The following is a 17801-nucleotide window of genomic DNA, read 5'->3' on the forward strand; positions in this document are numbered from 1 at the left end:
GCGCCTTAACCCAAGGCCCCCATCTGCGCCGCGGCAAGCCGCCCGCCATAGGCCTCCTGCAGGTTGGTACGGGTGAACGCCTCGGACACAGGCCCTTCGGCCACCTTGCTGGTGTTGATGACGAAGACGCGGTCGAAATAGTCCGGCACGGTGGACAGGTCGTGATGCACCGCGACCACCGTCCTGCCCTGATCGCGCAACGCTTTCAGGACCGAAATGATCGCCGTTTCCGTCGCCGCATCGACCCCCGCAAAAGGCTCGTCCAACAGGTATAGGTCGGCATCCTGCGCCAGCGCCCGGGCCAGGAACACGCGTTGCTGCTGCCCGCCCGACAACTGGCCGATCTGCCGGTCGGCGAACCCGTCCATGCCGACCCGCTCAAGACAGTGCAGCGCGGTGCGCATGTGCTCTGTCCGCACCCGGCCCAACAGCCCAAGCTGCCGGTATTGGCCCATCATCACCACGTCCAGCACCCGGGTCGGGAAATCCCAGTCCACGCTTGCGCGCTGGGGCACGTAGGCGATGCGGTCCCGCATTTTGTCCAGCGGCGCGCCCCAGGCCGTGACCCGCCCGGACAAGGGCGTCACGATCCCCAGCGCGGCCTTGAGCATCGTCGACTTGCCGGCCCCGTTCGGGCCGACGATGGCGGTCATGACCCCCGGCTGAAACGTCGCGTCGACAGAGAACACCGCCGGCTTTTCGCCGTAGGATACCGTCAGCCCGCGAACGGCCAAAGGGCTGGCCTCCAGCAGGGCGCGGTCTTCGGTCCCGGTTTCCGGGGTGACAAGTTCCATGCCCGACGCCTCAGCTTCCTGCCGCCAGCTTGCCCTGCATGCCGCGCTCCGGCACCGCGCCGCCAAGCGCGCTGGCAATGGTGGTGACGTTATGGTCGATCATGCCGATATAGGTGCCTTCATAAGTGCCCGGTTCGCCCATCGCGTCCGAGAAGAGCTCGCCACCGATCTGAACCTCGTGGCCCTGCGCCGCCGCACCCTCGACCAACGCCCGCACGTTGCGGTCACTGACCGATGTCTCGACGAAGACAGCGCCGATCCCGCGATCGACCAGCATGTCCGCCAACGTCCTGATCCGGTTCAGCCCGGCCTCCGATTCGGTCGAGATGCCCTGGATGCCGACGACCTCGAAATCGTAGGCCTTGCCGAAATAGCCAAACGCGTCATGCGCGCTCAACAGCACCCGCGCAGGCTCGGGCACGCTGGCCAGCACGGTCCTGGCATAGGTGCCGAGGGCGCGAAGGTCCTCAAGGTAGGTGGCCGTGTTCTCGGCAAACGCCGCTTCGTGATCCGGAGCCGCCCTGCTCAGAACGTCACGCACGCCTGTCACCACATGACTCCACAGCTCCGGAACCATCCAGACATGCGGATCGAACTTGTCCGCATAGTCCTCGTGCGCGATCCGCATTTCCGGCGGCACGCTTTCGCCCACCGGCACTGCCGTACCACGCTCGCCCAGCTTCAGAAGGAACTCCTCCATCTGGGCCTCGAGGTACAAACCATGCCACAGCACCACGTCGGCCCGGATCGCCGCCTGGATGTCGGTGCGGGTCTGGCGATAGGAATGCGGGTCCACGCCGGGCCCCATCAGCGCCCTGACATCTACATGCTCCCCGCCCACGCGTCGCGCGGCATCGGCGATCATCCCGGTCGTGGCCACCACCGACAACCGTGCGTCCTGAGCCCGCAGCGGCGCTGCGGCCAAGGCCGCGGCAGACAAGGACGTGATCAGCAAATCTCGGCGAGACAATCGCATCGCGGAAAGCTCCTCTTGCAGGCTTCTTAAAATGAATATGCAATTCATTCTCAAAAAGTCAATTCATCGTCCGACTTTTCGTGTGAGACCATGCCGAACCGGCATGGCGGAACCGTCTGAAAGGACCGAAGCAAGCGCCGTGGTAATCGGAAAGCGCGAAAATTCTTTCTGTAAGTGTGACACTTCGCACGGTAAGAGCGAACTGAAAGTCTTTTCTGACGGTGACAAAAGGCAAGGCGACATGATCACACCAGTGCTTTTGTGCGGCGGCTCCGGGACGCGACTTTGGCCGCTCAGCCGAAAATCCTACCCCAAGCAGTTTGCGCCGATCTGGGGCCAGGAAACCCTTTTTCAACGAACAGCGCAGCGTCTGTCGGGGCCGGATTACGCCGCTCCTCTGGTGGTCACCGCCTCGGATTTCCGCTTCATCGTCGCGGAACAATTGCAGGGGGTCGGTATCGACCCTGGCACGATCATGCTCGAACCCGAGGGTCGCAACACCGCTCCGGCCATCCTTGCCGCCGCGCTTCTCGTGTCTCGAACCGATCCTGACGGCCTGATGCTCGTCGCGCCCTGCGATCACGCGTTCAACGACTCCGACGCATTTCGTGCCGCCGTGCAAGCCGGCCTCCCGGCCGCGCTCAAAGGTGATCTGGTCACCTTCGGCATCACACCCAGCTACGCCGAAACCGGCTACGGCTACCTCCGGCTCGCCGAGGAGCCGGACGGTACCAACCCCGTTGCACTCTCGCGCTTTGTCGAGAAACCCGACGCCGCCCGTGCGGCCGAGATGGTGGCGGACGGCCGTCACCTCTGGAACGGCGGAATCTTCCTGTTCCGCGCCAGCGATATCCTGGCCGCCTTCGCTGCCAGCGCACCGAACCTGTTAGAACCCGTCCGCGCGGCGCTTGAGGGCGCAATGCCCGACCTGGGCTTCCTGCGGCTTGCGCCCGAGCCCTGGGCGCGTGCCGAGGATATCTCGATCGACTTCGCGGTCATGGAACGGTCCGAGAACCTGTCGGTGGTGCCTCTTTCGCATGGCTGGTCGGATCTTGGCGGCTGGGACGCGATCTGGCGTGAAAGCGAAAAGGATGATCGCGGCGTTGCCACCAGTGGCCCCGCCACGGCGCTGGAATGCGAGAATACACTCCTGCGCTCCGAATCCGACCGGCTCGAACTGGTGGGAATCGGCCTCAAGGATATCGTGGCCGTCGCCATGCCCGATGCAGTTCTGGTGGCCCACGCCTCGCAGGCGCAGGAGGTGAAGAAAGCCGTCGACGCGCTCAAGAAGAAGTCCGCGGTGCAAGCAACGCAGTTTCCCAAGGACCACCGCCCCTGGGGCTGGTTCGAAAGCCTCGCCATCGGTGAACGCTTCCAGGTCAAGCGCATCCTCGTGCATCCCGGCGCGGCGCTCAGCCTGCAAAGCCACAACCACCGCTCCGAACACTGGGTCGTGGTTCAGGGCACGGCCAAGGTGACGATCGATGGCAACGAAGACCTGATCACCGAAAACCAGTCCGTCTACATCCCGCTTGGTGCGGTGCACCGGATGGAGAATCCCGGCAAGGTCCCGATGGTCCTCATCGAGGTCCAGACCGGCAGTTACCTGGGCGAAGATGACATTATCCGGTACGAGGACGTATACGCCCGCTCATGACCCAACCCGCTCGGGCGCAAGGCTTCTCCGGGCAGCGTCTGTCTTGTCTGGCTGCAAAGCGGGCCTCGTGACAAGGCCCCTGTCGGCTGATACTACCGGCGCGACGTCGACCGGAGACACCCTTTGAACATCACCGAAACTGCCTTACCGGGCGTATTGCTGCTCGAGCCACCCCGTTTCGGCGACGCGCGCGGATTCTTCAGTGAGAGCTGGAATCGCAAGACACTCGCGGCACACGACATTCGAATCGACTTTGTCCAGGACAACCACTCGCTGTCGGCTCAGACCGATACGGTGCGCGGCCTGCATTTTCAGTCGCCCCCCCACGCTCAGGCCAAGCTGGTACGCTGCGGGCGCGGCCGGCTCTTCGATGTGGCCGTCGACATCCGCAAGGGCAGCCCCACCTACGGCCAGTGGGTCGGGTACGAGCTGAGTTTCGAGAACGGGCTTCAGCTTCTGGTGCCCGAGGGCTTTCTGCACGGGTTCGCCACCCGCGAGCCGGACACCGAGATCGTCTACAAATGCAGCGATTACTATGCGCCCGAATGCGATGGCGCGGTCCTGTTCGATGATCCCGATATCGGCATCGACTGGAACCTTTCCGGAGACGTGATCCTGTCCGACAAGGACGCGGCCGCGCCACGTCTGGCCGATTTCGACAGCCCCTTCCTCTGGGAGGGCCCTGAATGAAGCTGCTCGTGACCGGCGGCGCCGGGTTCATCGGCTCGGCTGTGGTGCGCCTGGCCATCGCACGCGGGCACGCGGTGGTAAACCTCGATGCGCTGACCTATGCCGCGTGTCTGGAAAACGTGGCAACCGTCGCGTCCGACCCCGGCTACAGTTTTGTAAAGGCCGATATCCGCGACCGGAAGGCGCTTGACCAGGCTCTGGCCGATCATCGGCCGGACGCCATCATGCATCTCGCCGCTGAATCCCATGTCGACCGCTCCATCGACGGTCCCGGCGCCTTCATCGACACCAACGTGATGGGCACGTACACCCTGCTGGAAGCCTGCCGCGCCTACTGGGAGGCTCGAGGCCGCCCCGAAACCTTCCGCTTCCACCACATCTCGACGGACGAGGTCTTCGGCTCGCTGGGGCCTACCGGAAAGTTCACCGAAACCACGCCCTACGACCCGCGCTCGCCCTACTCGGCATCCAAAGCGGCCTCGGACCACCTCGTGCGCGCCTGGCACGAAACCTACGGGCTGCCGGTGGTGCTCACCAACTGCTCAAACAATTACGGACCCTACCATTTTCCGGAAAAACTGATCCCGGTGATCATCCTCAACGCGCTTGCGAGCCAGCCGCTGCCGATCTACGGCGACGGCTCCAACGTGCGCGACTGGCTCTATGTCGACGATCACGCCGATGCCCTGCTGACCGTGCTGCAAAACGGCGCGGTGGGCGAAAGCTACAACATCGGCGGCGAGAACGAGCGCACGAACCTCGAACTGGTCCGCACGCTCTGCGCCATTCTCGACAGCAAACGACCAAAGAAAAGCGGCTCCTATGCCGATCAGATCACCTTTGTGACCGACCGGCCCGGTCATGACGCGCGCTATGCCATAGATTCCACCCGCATCAGGAAGGAACTGGGCTGGCGTCCTTCTGTTACGGTCGAAGAGGGGCTGGAACGGACCGTTCAATGGTATCTCGATAACGAAGCATGGTGGCGCGCGTTACAGGGCCGGCAGGGTGTCGGCGAACGCCTTGGGGTCGCGAAATGAACGCGTTCCGCGGCCGGGCTGGATCTGCAATTTGCGACGCCATGAAACAGGACACATGAAGATTCTCGTATTTGGAACCAACGGCCAGGTCGCGACCGAACTGCGGCGCGCGGCCCCCGACGCGTTTTTCCTGGGTCGGGATCAGGCCGACCTCTCCGACCCGGACACCTGTAGCGCTGCGATCCTTGCGCATCGCCCGGACGTGATCATCAACGCCGCTGCCTATACCGCGGTCGACCGCGCCGAGGAAGAAGAGGCATTGGCGCGCACGGTCAACGGCGCCTCCCCGCGCCGCATGGCCGAGGCGGCGGCCCAGCTGGGTGTCCCCTTCGTGCACATCTCGACCGACTATGTTTTCGACGGCTCCGGCAAGCGCCCCTGGTCGCCGTCGGACACGCCCGCTCCGCAAAACGCCTATGGCCGCACCAAGCTGGCGGGCGAGGATGCGGTGCGCGCCGTCGGCGGCATCCACGCCATCCTGCGCACATCGTGGGTGGTGTCCGCGCACGGGTCGAACTTCGTCAAGACGATGCTCCGCCTGGGGGCCGAGCGCGAGGCGCTGACCATCGTTGCAGACCAGGTCGGCGGGCCAACCCCCGCACGCGATATCGCCGGCGCTTGCCTTCGCATCGCACACGTGTTGCGCACCGATCCGTCGGCCTCCGGCACCTATCACTTCTCCGGTGCGCCGGATGTCAGCTGGGCCGAATTCGCCCGTGCGATCTTTGAGACCGCTGGACTTGATTGCAAAGTGACTGACATCCCGACCACCGACTATCCCACGCCCGCCGCCCGGCCATTGAATTCCCGGCTCGATTGCAGCACAACCAAGGACGCATTCGATCTGCCCCGCCCCGACTGGCGTACCGGGTTGCAGGATATCCTGAAAACCCTCATGGAGGCCCGAGATGTGCGCAATGCAGGACACGAACGTGACGACACGTAAAGGCATCATCCTCGCCGGCGGCTCCGGTACGCGGCTTCTCCCCATCACGATGGGGGTCTCGAAACAGCTGCTGCCGGTCTACGACAAACCGATGATCTATTACCCGCTTTCGGTGCTGATGCTGGCCGGCATCCGCGAGATTGCGGTGATCACCACCCCCGAAGACAAGGCCCAGTTCCAGCGCACGCTGGGCGACGGCGCTCAATGGGGTCTTGCTCTGACCTATATCGAGCAACCCTCGCCGGACGGGCTTGCCCAGGCCTATGTCCTGTCCGAAAATTTCCTCGACGGCGCGCCCTCGGCAATGGTGCTGGGCGACAACATCTTTTTCGGCCACGGTCTGCCCGATCAACTGGCCGAGGCCAGCGCGCAGGAAACCGGCGGCACCGTCTTCGGGTACCGCGTCGCCGATCCCGAACGGTACGGTGTGGTCGATTTCGCCCCCGACGGCACGGTAAAGACCATCATCGAAAAGCCCGCCAGGCCTCCCTCGAACTATGCCATCACCGGCCTGTATTTCCTTGACGGCACCGCGCCGGAACGCGCGGCCCGGGTAAAACCGTCCGAACGCGGCGAACTGGAAATCACCTCGCTTCTGGACATGTATCTCGCCGAGGGTCTGCTGAACGTTCAGCAAATGGGCCGCGGCTATGCCTGGCTCGACACCGGAACCTACGGCTCGCTTCTTGATGCGGGCAACTTCGTGCGCACGTTGTCCGAACGGCAGGGCCAGCAGGTCGGTTGTCCCGAAGAAATCGCCTTTGAAAAAGGCTGGATCAGCAAGGGCCAGCTTGCAGCCCGCGCCAGGCTTTTCAAAAAGACCACCTACGGCACCTACCTCAGAAGACTGGTGTAGGCTCGCACAAAAAAAGCCCCCGCCGTCAGGGGCGGGGGCAAGGTGAGTGCCGTGTGTCAGGCCACAGGCACCGGCGGTGTTCTTGAATTCTGGGAAACTTCTAGTTGGCGCGATCGGCCATCTCGGCCCGGATCTGTTGCCGGAACACGTCGATCGAGACCGGCTTGCCCTCGCGCTTGATGCACCAGTAGGTCCAGCCGTTGCAGCTGGGCGCGCCCTCAAGCGCCGCACCGACCTGGTGGATCGAGCCCTTGACGTCATCGCCCACCAGCGTGCCATCGGCGCGCAGCTTGGCCTTGTGACGCCCGTTCATGCTCAACAGTTCCTCGCCCGGGCGCAGCATACCGCGCTCGATCAGCTGCCCGAAGGGCACGCGCGGCTCGGCCCGCTTGCTGGTGCTGACCTGCAAGGCCTCGCGGTCGTATTTCCGCACGCTCGCCAGCCGTTTCTCGGCCACCTTGCGATAGGCTTCCTCGCGCTCGATCCCGATGAACTCGCGCCCCAGCATCTTGGCCACGGCGCCGGTGGTACCCGTGCCGAAGAACGGGTCCAGCACCACTTCGCCGGGATTGGTCGTGCCCAGCAGCACCCGGTGCAACAGGCTCTCGGGCTTCTGCGTCGGATGCGCCTTGTCGCCCTGCTCGTCCTTCAGGCGTTCATGCCCGGTGCAGATCGGCAGCACCCAGTCGCTGCGCATCTGGATGCCTTCGTTCAGCGATTTCAGCGCTTCGTAGTTGAAGGTGTACTTGGCTGCTTCGTCGCGGCTGGCCCAGATCAGCGTCTCATGCGCGTTGGTCAGGCGCTTGCCCCGGAAATTCGGCATCGGGTTCGACTTGCGCCACACCACGTCGTTCAGGATCCAGAAGCCCGCATCCTGCAACGCCGCGCCGACCCGGAAGATGTTGTGATAGGATCCGATCACCCAGATCGCGCCGTTGGGCTTCAGCAGCCGCCGCGCAGCCTTCAGCCAGTCGCGTGTGAAGCGGTCGTAGACCTCGAAACTTGCGAACTGGTCCCACGCGTCGTCGACCGCGTCCACCTGGCTGTTGTCCGGCCGGTGCAGGTCGCCGCGCAGTTGCAGGTTGTAAGGGGGGTCGGCAAAGATCAGGTCGACGCTGCCTTCCGGCAGGCCGTTCATGACCTCGATACAATCGCCACCAAGGACAGTATTCAACGGGAGCGTTTGCACGCCCTTCTTGGTCTTTGTCGTCATCTTTTCTGCCTCTGTCCCGGCGCCTTGTTGTGCGCTCTGGTCGTTGAGGCCAAGGATGAGTCAAAGCGGATTCGCGGTCAATTTCTTTTTTGAATCAGTCGGTTATGTTTTTCTCTTGATACAATATATTGTGGACCGGTCGGAACGAACGTCTATGGTGTGGGGTCACACCAAGATTTTGCAAAGCCGCCATGTGGCTTTTTGATCCATAGCCCACGTTGGTCTCCCAGCCATAGCCGGGATACTGTTGCGCCAAATCCCACATGATGCGGTCGCGCCTTGTTTTGGCCACAATCGAGGCCGCCGAAATCGACAGGCAGAGCGCGTCGCCCTTGATGATCGCGCGCCCTTCGCACGGCATCTCGCGCGGCAGAAGGTGGCCATCGACCAGCGCCAGGCAGGGCGGGCGCGACAGCCCCGCCAGCGCCCGCGTCATCGCCAGTTGCGCCGCCCGCAGGATGTTGATCTCGTCGATCTCCTCGACGCTGGCATGTCCCACCGACACCTCTGCCACCTCCAGGATCGCATCGTGCAGCGCCGCGCGCCGCTTCGCCGTCAGCATCTTGGAATCGTTCAACCCGTCGGGAATGCGCCCCGGCGCCAGAATCACCGCCGCCGCCGTCACCGGCCCGGCCAGAGGGCCGCGCCCGGCCTCGTCCACCCCGGCCACGTGCAACGCGCCAGCGGCCAGCGCTTCGGTCTCGAACTGAAAATGGGGCCCATGCACGGTCATGCTCATGGACCCCTAGTAATAGCGTTCTCATGGAAGGAAAAGAAGGGAGGCGCCCGAAGGATGCATTGAACCGCGCGCCCCCCTTCACTGCTCGACCGGTCCTCGCGGCCTTATTTCCGGTATTTGTCGCTTCTGCGGTCGTAAAACCCGTAACGCTCGAGACAGTGGCTGTCGTAAACCACGTCACGCCGGCCGTGCCCGCGTGTCTCCACGGCGCAGCGATGCGGCAGCGCGTTGAACCGCGGATAGTTGTTCAGCAGGCAATGCCGCCCATACCCGCGCAGCACGCCGCCCCGGACCTGCACATCGCGGCGGCACTGCTGCGGCAGGGCAAAATGCTGGCCGTGACGGCCCCGATGGGAATAGCCATCATGCCCGCGCCGGTGACCGCGCTTGTCGTACCGGTCATGCCCGCGGCGATGGCCGTTGTAGAACCGCGGCCCGTGTCCGCCGTGATGGCGCGTCACTGCGCGGTCGTCGCGGCGCTGGTCGGCGATGGCCGCACCGATCAGCCCCAGGGCGACCGCCCCGGCGACCCATTTGGCGACATCCCTGTCGGTGGCCTGCGCCGGTGCCGATGTCATCCCGGTCACGGCCAGCGCCGCGGCCAGTATCAGCGATATGAACTTGCGATGTGTCATGTCAGGTCCTTTCTTTATGTTGAGCCTGGATCGGTCCCCGACACCGGAAACGACGTCACCGTGCCGGCCCGGCTCAGGCGATGCACCAAGGATGGGTCCACCCCGCCAGGACAGGCAATATCGCCCGCCTGTTATCCGATAACACGGCGCAGAAGGCCGTTTCCGCCGACCGGATATTGAATAGCGGCGGGGATACGCGCATCTTGGCGCAATGAAACGCACACTCCTCCCCCTCGTCGTGACGCTCGGCCTGGCCGCCGCCACGACCGGCGCCGCCCAGGCCGCCTGCTATGCCGAGTACAAGGCCAAGCGCGACACCCCGTTCGAACTGATCTACGAGGTCGCGCAGGTCAGCGGGCCCTGCACCGTCGCCAACGCCACCGCCGAGTTGAGCGCCCGCCTTGCCAGCCAGGGCCTGACCTTGCTCAAGGTCCTCTCGGTCCGCGAAGGCTAGGGCAGGAGACCGGGGCACGTGCAGGATTTCGAGACCTCCATCACCGACACCCGCCGGTCCGGCAACCGGATCGTGGTCTTCGGCGTCGTGGCCATCGTCACGATCCTTGTCGCCGCCGCCGTCTTGCTGGTGCTCACCCTGCCCGACGCCAACGCCTTCAACGACAAGGTCGCCCGGATCTTCGCCGAGAACGATGCGCTCACATCGGATGCCGAGATCAAGCTGCTGGAGATCCTCGCCCTCTCCGGCACCGCCTTCTCGGAAACGCTGGGCAGCTACCGGATGCTGATCCTCGTGCTGCTGATCTTCGCCACAGCCCTCCTGGTGGCGGCGTTGGTGTTCCTTGTGATGCTCGTCGGCATGAACCGCCGACTCGCGCAGATCGAACATTCCGGCATACAGGTCAGTTCGCTTCTGATCAGCCGCGAGGAAAACGCCGTCTATCTCAACAACATGGGCTTCAAGCTCACCGACGCGGCGATGGAAACCCTCGCCGTTCTGGCCGAGGCGCGGATGGACGACGACGTGCTCTCGGGCGCCGAGATCGAGGCGGTGATCTCCGGCCGCTCCGCCGAAGATTGCGAAGAGGCCGCGGGCGCGACCCGCATCAAGCGCCTGCGCGACACGCTGGGCAACCAGATGGTCTCGGAACTGCTGGTCAAGAACATCGCCCGCCGCGGCTACATGCTCGCGATCGACAAGAACGTCATCCGCGTGATCTGACCACCCCGCTTCTTTCGCCACCCCGAACACCCCGCGCGGCGCCCCGGCCGAACCCGCGCGCGACGCCTTCGGGCGCGCGCCACCGGGCGTTGTGGAACTCCCGCCCTTCCCTCGCGTTAGGATATTCAATAGCAACAAAAAAACGTCCAGGGGGACAGTCATATGGATACGTGGGTTGACCGGCTGGGCCTGAAGACCGATCCGGTGATTTTCTTCGTATCCGCGATCTTCACCCTCGTTTTCGTTCTTGCGCTGGTCATCGCTCCCGAACCCATCGGCAATGCCTTCGCCGGCGGACGCGCCTGGATCGTCTCTAACCTCGGCTGGTTCTTCATTCTCGGAGTGAACCTCTGGCTTGGCTTCCTCGTGTGGACCGCCATGAGCCGTCACGGTCATATCCGCCTCGGCCCGCGCGGTTCGCGCCCCGATTATACCAACCTTTCATGGTTCACGATGCTCTTCGCCGGCGGCATCGGCACCGTTTTGATGTTCTGGGGCGTCGCCGAACCCATGAGCCATTTCGCCACGCCGCCGCTGCCGGGGGTCGAGCCCTATTCCGAAGAAGCAGCTCAGGACGCGATATCCATCGCGATCTATCACCTCGGACTGCACACCTGGACGATCTTCACCCTTCCCGGCCTCGCTTTCGCCTATTTCATCAACCGCTACGACCTGCCCGTGCGTGTCAGTTCGGTCTTCTATCCCCTGCTCAAGGACCGGATCTATGGCCCATGGGGCAAGGCGATCGACATCGCCGCCGTTCTGGGCACGCTGTTCGGCGTCGCGGTCTCACTGGGCCTCGGTTCGTCGCAGATCGCCGCCGGTCTAGAGGCTCTGTTCGGCTGGGAAGACGGCGTCATGCTCAAGGTCGTGATCCTCGCGACACTCACGGCGGTCGCCGTGGGCTCCATCGTCGCGGGCCTCGACAAGGGCGTAAAGCTTCTGTCCAACATCAACATCGGCATGGCCGTGGGCCTGATGATCTTCGTTCTGATCTGCGGCTCGACGCTCTTTTTGCTGCGCGGCATGGTCGAAACCGTCGGCCTCTACCTTGGCAATCTGCCGCGCCTCGCGTTCTGGAACGACATGCTGTCCGAGATCGGCCCCGAATCCGACGGCTGGGGCTGGCAGGGCAGCTGGACCGTCTTCTACTGGGCCTGGACGGTAACATGGTCGCCCTTCATCGGCCTTTTCGTCGCCCGCATCTCGCGCGGGCGCACGATCCGCGAATTCGTCTTCGGCGTTCTTCTGGCGCCCTCGCTGTTCACGCTGGTCTGGTTCTCGATCTTCGGCTGGCAAGCGATGGAGATCGACGGCATCGGCGCCGCCGCCCGCGACGCCCTGGGCGCGCAGGCCGGCGTATTGAGCGATGCAGTGGCCGAGTCCGTGCCGCTCGCCATGTTCGCCTTCTTCGAGAACTTCCCCTTTGCCGACCTCGTTCAGGGCATCGCCGTGGTGGTGGTGGCGATCTTCTTCGCCACCTCGTCGGACTCCGCCTCGCTGGTCGTGGACATGCTCTGCACCGGCTCGCCAGAGCCCGGACCGACAAGGCAGCGCGTCTTCTGGGGCGTGTCCGAAGGGCTGGTGGCCGCGATGCTGATCGTGCTCGCGGGCGACGCCGGGCTCACAGCTCTGCAACAGGTCATCACCGTTGTTGGCCTGCCGATCTTCTGCCTCGTGTTTCTGATGATACCCGCGCTGATCCTCGGCTTCCGCAACGAGGAAATCGACCATATCTCGATCGGCAAACGCCCGGGATTGTCCAAATTCTGACGCATGCACCGGTCCGCATCCCATGTCGTTCGGCTTCAGATTTTCCGATAGAGCGGCGAAAAATCTTTTAGCCGTGAAGGCAACGTTTCCTGACGCACCGGCAGGCCGATCGCACGACGAATCCCATCCAGGGCCCGACATTTCGGGGCAAAGGCTGGCGACCCCGGCAGGATTCGAACCTGCAACCTGCCCCTTAGGAGCGGAATAGGATGGTTATTTTTTATATTTAATTACAATATTTTAAAGGAATATCGGATTCATGTGCGCGGAAATTGCGCGCCCGCGAATAGGTAAGAGGCTTACTCAATTAGCTTGGAACACTGGGTTCATATCCGTTGGTTAGTTTTGGTCGGTCACTTTTTGGGTGTGGTCAGGGGAGCTTGCCTCTATTTCGGCCACATTAATCAACGAAAAGCCAACTACGAAAATAGCTAATCCGAGAGCCAGATAGAAGAAGTCCATTTTGTACTCTGAGTGCATTTTTCGTTTTGGAAACTTCCAAAACGAAGTCTCATCTCCTTCGCCTTTGCGCCCCCACAGCCTCCACTCAAAGGGACTGGATTTGCTAATCTCTTCGCCAAGCGCAACGGGGTACCCCATCTCCTTCAGCTTTGCTTCCAAGGGTATTCCGGCCATCACTGCACCTTTCAGGAGGCGGTGATACCACCAGCGATCCATGAAGTAGAACGCTGCGAGCGGAATCAGAGATGACCAGATAATCAGACCTGCTGCGGAAAGGCTAATACCAAGAATTGAGACCGTCACGGATTCTCTAACCGCGTATCCACCGAGCGCAAGCAAGGCGCCTACAACAATGAGTGCGAAGTTCCGAATTCTCAACTCCAAATCATTGAAGTGTTGTTGAACGTCTACAGTCTTCTTCCACAATTCCAATACAACAGTCTCGTTCAAGCCTTCGCGGTTCTCATTCCGCTCTACTGTCATGATGCGACCTTAGAGGTCGTGAAGAAGGGAAGAACCTCGGAAAACTGATCTCTCAATGTGTGAGTTGGTGTTACGTCTCGTCCGCTATTTATTTCCGCTTCGCGTTTCACTTGCGCCGGCGTCCAATGAGTTACCTTCTTTAGCAATTCATATTGTTCTCGATGTTGTGCCTGACCATACTCAGCCCATGCGTCGAGAACTCCAGCACCTTGCGCCATGGCTATATCTTTCATCTTGCTGTCACCAACGTACAGCGCCTGCTCCGGGGCCACTCCTAGATCATCCAAAATTGACATCAGAATGTGCGGGTTCGGCTTAACTTCACCACGAGGTGTATGCATTTGTTTCGTGAGCTTCATTTCGTACCGCTCAGGATCGTACTTTCTTAAGGCTCCGACATCGTCGACGGGCAGTTCATGATCAGGTGGTGAATAGAGGTAGTCAATTAGTTGATCCAAGCCCAGTTTCCGAAAACGATACTGTGTATAGAATTCTTGGGACTCAGTATAAGCAACGATTTTAATTCCTTTTGCGCGCAGTTCTTCTAGTGTTTCAGACACTCCAGGATACAGTCGCATTGCTTCGCGTCGCGCCTCGCGAAATGCAGCAATCGCCGGGGATAAAACCTCAAGTGTTTTGTCACCGTATCTCGAATGCAGTTCTGGCACCTCTTCGAGTAGAAATGCATATTCGCTGGTTTGGTGGGTTTGGTGGATAGAACTGATCGATTGATACAGTTCTTCCTCTCTAAGACCAGAAATCGAGCAAACCTCATCGAGCATTGCTCGGAAAGACCGATACCAAATATCAACCCAGTCAAAGAGGGTATTGTCGACGTCGGTAATTAAGACGGTGCGATGCATGGGCCTCTCTCTTTACGCATATGTGTCACTCTCACCCTTGGCTGTCATCAGCGCAAGCGAGACTTCCCGCAATCAAAATTGCGAACCGCAAAATCTATTGTTCGCGGATCATGATAGAGCCTTGTCGTAGCACATGGTTTCAATCGTTCAGACGACCAGTTGACGAAGCTTTTTGGGTACCAACAGAACCTTTTCTGCACCGGTGCGACCCAAAGTTTGAACCGAGCTGTAACCAGTCCCTATGCCAGAAATCTGCTCACATTTTCAAATCAACCAGCATAACAAGGGGATTTGCTCAAACTGTGGGGAACAAACGCTGAAAAAGTGCGCGGATTTTGCGCGGATAATCCGCGCACATTCCACGAATTCACCTTAATCAACATGAACTCACCTTATATGACGCGCCCGAAAATCGGTCGGGAAGCCGAAAAAATCCAATGAAAATCAATAGTTTGCTGGCGACCCCGGCAGGATTCGAACCTGCAACCTGCCCCTTAGGAGGGGGCTGCTCTATCCAGTTGAGCCACGGGGCCGCGTGACGCCTCCATAGCGTCTCTCCGCGCGCTTGTCAGCCTCCAAGCGTCCAGTTGCGCGGCCCCTCGTGATTGCGGTAACATCTGCGCAACGCTTCCCATCGGACACCCCACTTGACCAAGCACGACACACGCCCCCTGACCCTGCGCGACGTTTCCGAGGCCTCCGGCGTGTCCGAGATGACCGTCAGCCGCGTGCTGCGCAACCGGGGCGATGTCTCGCAGGCCACCCGCGAACGCGTCCTCGCCGCCGCCAAGGCGCTGGGCTACGTGCCCAACAAGATTGCCGGCGCCCTTGCCAGCCAGCGGGTGAACCTGGTGGCCGTCATCATTCCGTCAATGTCCAACATGGTCTTTCCGGAGGTCATGACCGGCATCTCCGAAGCACTCGACGAGACCGAGTTGCAACCCGTCGTCGGCGTCACCGGCTACCGCCCCGAAAAAGAGGAAAAGGTCCTCTACGAGATGCTCTCGTGGCGCCCCTCCGGCGTGATCATCGCGGGCATGGAGCATTCCGACGCGGCGCGCGCCATGCTCCGCGCCTCCGGCATACCGGTGGTCGAGATCATGGACGTGGACGGCACCGCGATCGACTCCGTGGTCGGCATCTCGCACCGCCGCGCCGGGTCGCATATGGCAAAGGCGATCATCAAGGCCGGCTACCGGCGCATCGCCTTCCTTGGCACCAAGATGCCCCTCGACCACCGCGCCCGCAAACGCTTCGAGGGGTTCACCGAGACCCTCGCCAAGGCTGGGATCGAGATCGAGGACCACGAGTTCTACTCCGGCGGTTCGGCGCTCAAGAAGGGTCGCGAGATGACCCGCGACGTGCTGTCCCGGAGCCCTGATCTCGACTTCATCTACTATTCCAACGACCTGATCGGCGCGGGCGGCCTGCTTTACCTCACCGAGCAAGGCATCGACATTCCCGGCCAGGTGGGCCTTGCCGGCTTCAACGGCGTCGATCTGATCAAGGGCCTGCCGCGCGAACTGGCGACGATGGAGTCCTGCCGCCAGGAAATCGGCCGCCGCGCTGCAGAACTGATCGTGGCCCGCGCCACCGGCGCCGACAGCGCGGCGGGGCCGTCCCGGATCGTTCTGGAACCCACCCTCACCTACGGTGACACCCTGCGCCGGTTCTAGGGTCAGTCGTTTAGGGCTCCGTTGCCTCGTCACGGACGGACGGGATCGCGGTTTTCCCGCCCCGCACCATTTGAGAGACCTGAAGGAGGGCTGGCCATGAAAACCGGCTTCAGCGGGCTCCGCAATGTTGGTACGAATGGAACCTCCGGGCGGACCGCCTGAGACGTCCGTTTCGGACGCCGAAAACCCATCCGAATCTTTACCCTCGATTAACCTAACGGTGTCAGGGTCCGACGCACTGGGCCGTTAACCATGGCACGCGGTTTGAATTGAAAAATCGCCGCTCATGTGGCTTTGTCGGGCGGGGTTTTGTTGTGGGTAGAGTAGATGCTGTTTCTGGCGGGTCTGATCGGTATGGTGGCGGTAAGCACCGCTGCAGTTTGGGGACTTGATGACGTCTCCGTCAACAATGCGCGCGACGATATCGATTCGCCCGGCGACACCGAACAGCTCGACAGCGGTGGCACCTCGCTTCTCGACATCGCGTCCGAACCCGACCTTCCCGCTCAACCCGACGACCCCGAGGGCGACGACTATGGCCTCGCACGCGGCACCACCGCTGCCGACATTATCCCCGGCACCGCCATCAACGAGTTTCTCGATGGCCTCGGCGGCGACGACACGATCCAGGCAGGCGACGGCGACGACATCGCGCGCGGCGGCGAAGGGGAGGACGTGGTTGCCGGCGAGCGCGGCCACGACACCCTGCATGGCGAGGCCGGGAACGATTTCGTCGCGGGCGGCGATGGCAATGACAGTGTCCTGGGCCATGACGGCGACGACCTGCTCGATGGCGGCAACGGTGACGACAGCCTTCTGGGCGGCGAGGGCGCCGACACGCTGACGGGCGGGGCCGGCGACGACGCGCTGCACGGCTATCTCGACGACGACACGCTCGATGGCGGGGCCGGGGCCGACACGCTCTTCGGCGGCGACGGCAACGACCAGCTGACTGGAATCGCGCCCGAGGGCACGCCCCCCGAAGACGACCGGGATTACCTCAACGGCGGGGCCGGCGACGATCGGATCACCTTGGGCGCGGGCGACATCGCGACCGGCGGCACCGGCGCCGACGGTTTCATCCTTCGCGACTGGACCGACGCGGGGCACCAGGGCCGGATTGTCGATTTCAACACCGCCGAGGACAGTCTCGTCGTGCTCTACGACGGCACCGGCAATGCCGCGCCCGACGTCACGGTCGAGAACGATCGCGAAATATCCGACCTGCATCGCATCCTTCTGGACGGCGCCGTGGTGGCCGAGGTGACCAGCGACACCGCCCTGACGCTGGCGCATATCTCCCTGATCCCACAGACCTAAGACTGATCCCCGGCGCCGGGTCGCCATGGCAAATCCCCCTTTCCAAACGCCCGAGAATCTCCTATACGCCCGCATCTGCCGCTGAAACGGCAGGTATCTCCACAGGACCTTGCTGGACGACATCCCGGCTCGTGCCCTTCACCCTTCAACCAAAGGAGACCCCGATGTCGATCACTGTCGAAGAAAAGGCCAAGGTGCTGAAAGATTTCGCGACCAAGGAAGGCGACACCGGCTCGCCCGAAGTTCAGGTTGCAATCCTCACCTCGCGCATTTCCACCCTGACCGAGCACTTCAAGACCCACAAGAAGGACAACCACGGCCGCCGTGGCCTTCTGAAAATGGTCGCCCAGCGCCGCAAACTGCTGGACTACCTCAAGGGCAAGGACGAAGCGCGATACCAAGACCTGATCAAGCGTCTCGGCATCCGCCGCTAAACGCCTCGATCAACCGGAATTCACGACGAATGCCCGCTCCGACGAGCGGGCATTTTTTTGTCTGGAT

The 17801-nt window shown here is 62.2% G+C and carries 18 protein-coding genes and 1 tRNA gene; 11 read left to right on the forward strand and 8 right to left on the reverse strand.

Annotated elements, in window-relative coordinates:
- Positions 1-5 precede the first annotated feature (5 nt).
- Complete coding sequence (locus RBB31_RS13440) at positions 6-794, reverse strand: metal ABC transporter ATP-binding protein (RefSeq protein ID WP_306129814.1); 789 nt, start codon at positions 792-794, stop codon at positions 6-8.
- Positions 795-804: 10 nt separating this feature from the next.
- Positions 805-1770 carry a metal ABC transporter solute-binding protein, Zn/Mn family gene (locus RBB31_RS13445; RefSeq protein WP_306129815.1) on the reverse strand — a complete coding sequence of 322 codons (966 nt, stop codon included), beginning with the start codon at positions 1768-1770 and terminating at the stop codon, positions 805-807.
- Positions 1771-2011: 241 nt separating this feature from the next.
- On the opposite strand from RBB31_RS13445, the gene RBB31_RS13450 reads away from it, so the two are divergent.
- From RBB31_RS13450 to rfbA, 5 genes are all read left to right on the forward strand, one after another.
- Positions 2012-3427, forward strand: a complete 1416-nt coding sequence (locus tag RBB31_RS13450; protein ID WP_306129816.1) for a mannose-1-phosphate guanylyltransferase/mannose-6-phosphate isomerase — start codon at positions 2012-2014, stop codon at positions 3425-3427.
- Positions 3428-3550: 123 nt separating this feature from the next.
- Positions 3551-4117, forward strand: coding sequence for a dTDP-4-dehydrorhamnose 3,5-epimerase (gene rfbC / locus RBB31_RS13455; RefSeq protein WP_306129817.1), 567 nt, complete (start codon positions 3551-3553; stop codon positions 4115-4117).
- Positions 4114-5157, forward strand: a complete 1044-nt coding sequence (gene rfbB / locus RBB31_RS13460) for a dTDP-glucose 4,6-dehydratase (protein ID WP_306129818.1) — start codon at positions 4114-4116, stop codon at positions 5155-5157. The genes rfbC and rfbB overlap by 4 nt, the downstream gene beginning before the upstream one ends.
- A gap of 55 nt (positions 5158-5212) precedes the next feature.
- On the forward strand, positions 5213-6103 hold the full coding sequence (gene rfbD / locus RBB31_RS13465; protein ID WP_306129819.1) for a dTDP-4-dehydrorhamnose reductase: 891 nt from the start codon (positions 5213-5215) through the stop codon (positions 6101-6103).
- Positions 6090-6959 carry a glucose-1-phosphate thymidylyltransferase RfbA gene (rfbA, locus tag RBB31_RS13470; protein WP_306129820.1) on the forward strand — a complete coding sequence of 290 codons (870 nt, stop codon included), beginning with the start codon at positions 6090-6092 and terminating at the stop codon, positions 6957-6959. Before rfbD ends, rfbA begins: the two co-directional genes overlap by 14 nt.
- Before the next feature lie 100 nt (positions 6960-7059).
- Here rfbA and RBB31_RS13475 read toward each other — a convergent pair whose 3' ends face one another.
- The 3 genes from RBB31_RS13475 to RBB31_RS13485 form a co-directional block, all read right to left on the reverse strand.
- Positions 7060-8172 (reverse strand): site-specific DNA-methyltransferase, encoded by a 1113-nt coding sequence (locus RBB31_RS13475; RefSeq protein WP_306129821.1) that lies wholly within the window; start codon positions 8170-8172, stop codon positions 7060-7062.
- A gap of 94 nt (positions 8173-8266) precedes the next feature.
- Positions 8267-8905, reverse strand: coding sequence for a ribonuclease HII (locus RBB31_RS13480; protein WP_306129858.1), 639 nt, complete (start codon positions 8903-8905; stop codon positions 8267-8269).
- Positions 8906-9015: 110 nt separating this feature from the next.
- A complete protein-coding gene (locus RBB31_RS13485) occupies positions 9016-9546 on the reverse strand; it encodes a hypothetical protein (protein ID WP_306129822.1) in 531 nt (176 codons plus the stop codon).
- A gap of 211 nt (positions 9547-9757) precedes the next feature.
- Here RBB31_RS13485 and RBB31_RS13490 point away from each other — a divergent pair, with 211 nt between their 5' ends.
- From RBB31_RS13490 to RBB31_RS13500, 3 genes are all read left to right on the forward strand, one after another.
- On the forward strand, positions 9758-10000 hold the full coding sequence (locus RBB31_RS13490; RefSeq protein WP_306129823.1) for a hypothetical protein: 243 nt from the start codon (positions 9758-9760) through the stop codon (positions 9998-10000).
- An 18-nt stretch (positions 10001-10018) separates the two neighbouring features.
- On the forward strand, positions 10019-10723 hold the full coding sequence (locus RBB31_RS13495; protein ID WP_306129824.1) for a hypothetical protein: 705 nt from the start codon (positions 10019-10021) through the stop codon (positions 10721-10723).
- Positions 10724-10885: 162 nt separating this feature from the next.
- Complete coding sequence (locus RBB31_RS13500) at positions 10886-12496, forward strand: BCCT family transporter (protein ID WP_306129825.1); 1611 nt, start codon at positions 10886-10888, stop codon at positions 12494-12496.
- Positions 12497-12835: 339 nt separating this feature from the next.
- Here RBB31_RS13500 and RBB31_RS13505 read toward each other — a convergent pair whose 3' ends face one another.
- The 3 genes from RBB31_RS13505 to RBB31_RS13515 form a co-directional block, all read right to left on the reverse strand.
- The gene (locus RBB31_RS13505) at positions 12836-13441 is read right to left on the reverse strand and encodes a hypothetical protein (protein WP_306129826.1); all 606 of its coding nucleotides are present in this window, start codon (positions 13439-13441) and stop codon (positions 12836-12838) included.
- Positions 13438-14304, reverse strand: a complete 867-nt coding sequence (locus RBB31_RS13510) for an HAD family hydrolase (protein ID WP_306129827.1) — start codon at positions 14302-14304, stop codon at positions 13438-13440. Before RBB31_RS13510 ends, RBB31_RS13505 begins: the two co-directional genes overlap by 4 nt.
- Before the next feature lie 456 nt (positions 14305-14760).
- Positions 14761-14837: transfer RNA gene (locus RBB31_RS13515), tRNA-Arg, on the reverse strand.
- Positions 14838-14951: 114 nt separating this feature from the next.
- On the opposite strand from RBB31_RS13515, the gene RBB31_RS13520 reads away from it, so the two are divergent.
- The 3 genes from RBB31_RS13520 (at position 14952) to rpsO (ending at position 17734) form a co-directional block, all read left to right on the forward strand.
- A complete protein-coding gene (locus RBB31_RS13520; protein ID WP_306129828.1) occupies positions 14952-15980 on the forward strand; it encodes a LacI family DNA-binding transcriptional regulator in 1029 nt (342 codons plus the stop codon).
- 327 nt (positions 15981-16307) lie between these two features.
- Positions 16308-17300 (forward strand): calcium-binding protein, encoded by a 993-nt coding sequence (locus tag RBB31_RS13525; protein WP_306129829.1) that lies wholly within the window; start codon positions 16308-16310, stop codon positions 17298-17300.
- Positions 17301-17464: 164 nt separating this feature from the next.
- The gene (gene rpsO, locus RBB31_RS13530) at positions 17465-17734 is read left to right on the forward strand and encodes a 30S ribosomal protein S15 (protein WP_057790702.1); all 270 of its coding nucleotides are present in this window, start codon (positions 17465-17467) and stop codon (positions 17732-17734) included.
- The last annotated feature ends 67 nt before the right edge of the window (positions 17735-17801 follow it).

The organism is Roseovarius sp. MMSF_3350, assembly GCF_030733425.1.
In the GTDB taxonomy this organism is placed as follows: Bacteria; Pseudomonadota; Alphaproteobacteria; order Rhodobacterales; family Rhodobacteraceae; genus Roseovarius.